This is a genomic window from Occallatibacter sp. (assembly GCF_049802275.1).
Classification (GTDB): Bacteria; Acidobacteriota; Terriglobia; order Terriglobales; family Acidobacteriaceae; genus Telmatobacter.
In genome coordinates this window covers 1-4,236 of the sequence record NZ_JBARMD010000234.1, presented here as the reverse complement: position 1 = coordinate 4,236, position 4,236 = coordinate 1, and the positions used below count along the sequence as shown (strand labels likewise).

Annotated in this window: 4 protein-coding genes; 3 read left to right on the top strand and 1 reads right to left on the bottom strand. The window is 54.2% G+C overall.

The genetic code is table 11. The features are described 5' to 3' along the window. Positions 1 to 558, top strand: a 558-nt coding sequence (locus WA354_RS08225) for an HAD family hydrolase (protein WP_472812521.1), incomplete at its 5' end; no start/stop codon positions are given. Next, positions 551 to 1,615: an AI-2E family transporter gene (locus tag WA354_RS08220; protein WP_472812520.1), complete on the top strand. Its 1,065-nt coding sequence runs from the start codon at positions 551 to 553 to the stop codon at positions 1,613 to 1,615. The genes WA354_RS08225 and WA354_RS08220, both read left to right, overlap by 8 nt. A gap of 481 nt (positions 1,616 to 2,096) precedes the next feature. Here WA354_RS08220 and WA354_RS08215 read toward each other — a convergent pair whose 3' ends face one another. Next, a complete protein-coding gene (locus tag WA354_RS08215) occupies positions 2,097 to 3,134 on the bottom strand; it encodes a universal stress protein (RefSeq protein WP_472812519.1) in 1,038 nt (345 codons plus the stop codon). 520 nt (positions 3,135 to 3,654) lie between these two features. On the opposite strand from WA354_RS08215, the gene WA354_RS08210 reads away from it, so the two are divergent. Beyond that, on the top strand, positions 3,655 to 4,236 hold a 582-nt coding region (locus WA354_RS08210), incomplete at its 3' end, for a rubrerythrin family protein (protein ID WP_472812518.1).

The following is a 4,236-nucleotide window of genomic DNA, read 5'->3' as shown; positions in this document are numbered from 1 at the left end:
GGAGATCGGCCTGCCGAGGTGCAATATTTCGCCGAAGGGATGGACATTTCTGAGGTTTTCGGGGGAAAGAGCCCAGAAGAGAAGCTCGCACTCGTAAAGGAACTGACGAAGAACGAAAACACGCTGTATATCGGCGATGGCATCAACGACGCCCCGGCGATGATGAACGCCACCGTTGGAATTGCACTTGGGGTCAACAGCGACGTCACATCCGAAGCGGCCGGTGCCGTGGTCCTGCAGTCCTCTCTGGCCAGTGTGGATGAACTCATTCACATCGGAAATCGAATGCGCCGCATTGCTCTCACGAGTGCGATTGGAGGCATGGTGCTTAGCGCAGTAGGCATGGGCGCCGGATTCTTTGGCCTCCTTGCTCCAATCGAGGGTGCAATTCTCCAGGAATTCATTGACCTGGCTGCGATCCTGAACTCCCTGCGCATGATCTTGCCGAGTGGTCCGCTGAGTGATTTTACCGGCCCTTCAGCGGAGCAGATTGCTGGAAAAGAATTGCCTCGACCCGACGATACGCATAAGGCACCTGCAGTGATTCAACATGGATAATTTCAGAAAGCGCGCTGTATTTGTTGTGTTGATCAGTGTTGTCTCTATCCTCCTTCTCTGGTTAACATGGACTGCCCGTTACGTCCTTCTTCTACTTTTTGCTTCTTGCATCGGCGCGCTGATCCTGTCCACATTTACCAATTGGCTCCGGTCCTGCATACCAATGCGCCGAGGCATCGCATTCGCAATCGTGATTACAATCATTGGTTTGATGATTGCGCTGTTGACTTGGACACGCGGTTCCCTTCTATTGCAACAGCTCGGTGACCTGCAATCATATATTCCCTCCGCGGTTCGCCAGATCCATTCCAGACTCCAGTCTGAAACCTGGGGTCGCTGGCTCCTGGCACAAATTGAAGATTCTGAGCAACTGGCGCGCGGAGCCTCATTCATATTTTCCGGCATTCGCGGCGCAATGTATTTGACCGGAGCCGCTATAGCAGCGATGTTTCTTATCACCGTCTCAAGCCTATACTTCGGTGCGGAGCCGGATCTTTATTTGCGCGGAGTCCGCCGGATTGTGCCAGAAACGTATCGGTCGATCTTTGAAGATTGCCTGATCTCGGTGACGAAGACAGTCCGAGCCTGGCTCCTGGCGAGATTGTTATCAATGACCGCGATTGGTGCGTTGATTTCCTGTGGGCTGTTCGTGATGGGCGTACCGCTGGCGGGCACGCTGGGCGTCATCGCAGCCCTGCTGACATTCGTTCCCAATATTGGCCCAATTCTATCTGTAGTTCCCGCCGCCTTACTCGCTTTTGCCATCAGCCCAGCGAAGGGAATCTTCACGATCTTGCTATTCTGTCTGGCACACTTTCTCGAAGGAAATCTTGTTTCTCCTTTGGTGGACCGTGGAATTGTAAAGCTTCCACCATCGCTAACGTTGACCGTACAGCTCCTGCTCGGTTCAATCGCGGGTGCATTCGGTGTGGCGCTAGCGGCTCCGCTGACAGCTGTAGCACTCAGCGTTCTGAACGTCGTGTTGCCACCTGAGAAGTCACGGCCCGCGCCCAGCGGCTCTGTTCGCAAGTTGCCACAGCGCGTTCAAGCTCTTTGACAACCGATCGCGATTTGAGTTCTTTTCAAGGAGTTTAGTACTTGCATAGTCTCTTCGCTCCACTTCCGACGGTGGATTTGTTTCAAACCAGCGAGGAATTATCCCAGGGCTCTTGTGATTTGAATCAAGCTCGTCCATTCCACTCTTCCGCGCGACCGACTGTCCACTGGATTTGAAATTCGATGGAAAATTGGTAAACAGCAGGGGCGTGGCAAGAAGGGGGGGGAAGTAGCCACGTCCCCGCTGCTGGCTCAAAAAATCAGCTAGTGGCTCCGGGGATAACGGCGCCTGACTGGTCAGTAATAATTCCGGTGAGTCGAATTAGCCTGCGCAAATGCCCGAGACACATCAATGCGATCAAAAATGGCGGGAGAATAAGCCTTGTGCTTGTATGAGTCACAACGGCCTTCATAGAACATCCTTTCCGCACGATTTGCAGTTGTGCTTGCTGTTTGTCTCTACTTCGTTGAGTGGGGGAGGGCTACACAACTTCCTCCTTTCGAACAGCGCCTTCGACGATCTTGCCGTGCGCTGTAGCCTTCTCTGGAACCCGAAAGTTGACATCGTGGTTGCCGGCGCTGCAAGGCTGCTTTTGCAGCACAAATATCGGACATTGTGCTCCCTCCAGCACTTTGCTGCTCACGCCGGTTCTCCATTCCGGACCGGAGGGCGAAGCTCCTGTGGAGCAGAGGATCATGAGGTCTTGATTGGTTGAGGCGCCGTGCTTGAGGATCTCTTCAGCTGTTTCACCTTCGCGAATGCTGATTTCAGTCGGACAGAACAGTTCAGCTTCCCGCCACGTTGGGTTCGGAAGCCTGGAGGCTATCGCCATCGGCGTGCGAGCAGCAGGATCAAGACTGCACCTCGCGCGACTAATTACATGAAGAATCGTCAGCTTAGCTCGGAGTTCCTGGGCGAACCTGCACGCAAATCCCAAAGGGAGCTCGCAGTCCGAGTCCAACGAAACTGCAAGTGTGACGTTTCTTGTCAACAGGCCGCTCGGCGAGGCGATGTACACATGTCTGCCGATGACGCAAGTAGGGATATCCAGATTCTGCAAAAGCTGCTCTGGATGAGCAAGCATACGATCCCGCGCAAGATCGGAGTTGTTATCGAGGGAAACGATCACTCTGTCGACGCAGCAATTTCTCGCTATCAGCGGAATCTCCGAGTGAGGATGACCGGTCACAACCAATGGTTCACAGATGAATCCAAGCCATCGAAGCTGCCGCGCCATGCGATCAACGATTGATCGAGCCTCCTGAAGCCTTGACGTTGGCCGCGGAAGGGGCCTATAGCTCATCGAAACAGCTTTCTGGGGCGATACCACATGCGCGAGAACGATCTTTGCGTGGCTCTGCCTTGCCTGCTTGATGGCATGTGGCAGGATCACCGTTTCGTCCGCGAGGTTGGTAATCACCAGAATTACTTCAGGCGCACACCACTGCCGGAGCGTCTTGGCTGAGACGGTACGGATCGTCGGCTTAGGAGCAACTTCTGCAGATCTGGCAGCTAGCATAGTTATGGCTTCCTCTTGGCGGAGTCGGGTACTGGGTCTACGAGAACTCCGGTCCGCAAAGAACCACCACTTGCCCGCGCGAAGCCTCACGATGCCCTGACCCGAAAACTCCATCGCGGCGCATGTATGCACGTTCGAGACCACTTATTTCGAGTTCCTAAGTCCTTCCCTTTCGAAGTTCGTCTTTCCAAACTCGCCGCAGCCAGACGGGTTTGTACAAAATTCGCTACCGTTCGTCAAAATCTCAATCGCTCAAAGGTCCTAATATTCAACCACCGCCCATCCGAATCCATCGGCGCACACGATCCGGACGCTGCCCTCGGCGGAGTGGGCCTAGCTCGTTGCGTCAGAAGTTTTGGACACAAACGTCAAAATGCTCGTACCTGAATGGGTAGATTAGTCCTGAAGATCGACGGATTTGTGGCAATCGACAAGTAATCCCTGGCTCCGGGTTGGCGTTTCACGTGCTGAGGATCAGAGAGAGAACGCACGAATGGACCCGCGCGGAAAAGGAGATCGAATGTCGAGGATTCAAAGGATTGCACTAGCCGCCTCGAAGTTTTCGTCTGCAGCAGCTTTGACTCTTGCTTTGGCCACCGGAGCAGCCTCTGCCACAACACTAGAGAATTTGCAGACCGCCTTCAACGGAGAGAGCAACGCAAACGCACGTTATCTGGCCTTCGCCAAACAGGCACAAAGCGAGGGCTATGGGGAGGTTGCCAGCCTGTTTCGTGCTGCAGCGCGAGCCGAAAAGATTCACGCGATGAATCATGCTGCCGTAATCGAGGAACTCGGCGTTTTGCCCCAGGCGAACATAGAAGCCCCGGCAGTGAAATCAACCCGCGAGAATCTCGAAGCCGCCATCAAGGGCGAGACGTACGAACGCGACACAATGTATCCCGATTTCCTCAAACAAGCGAGGGCGGATCGCAACTCGCATGCAGTAAGAACCTTGAATCTAGCCAAGACTGCCGAATCGGAACATGCAAGGTTGTATGAAGCCGCCCTCGCCAATCTCGATCAGTTGAAGGGGACGAAGGAAGCGACCTACTACGTGTGCCCCGTGTGTGGTTACACCGCGAGTGAGGCAAAGTTCTCCAAG

Coding starts and splice junctions, on each gene's coding strand:
- WA354_RS08220 (WP_472812520.1), top strand. CDS start 551: ATGGATAATTTCAGAAAGCGCGCTGTATTTGTTGTGTTGATCAGTGTT.
- WA354_RS08215 (WP_472812519.1), bottom strand. CDS start 3,134: ATGCTAGCTGCCAGATCTGCAGAAGTTGCTCCTAAGCCGACGATCCGT.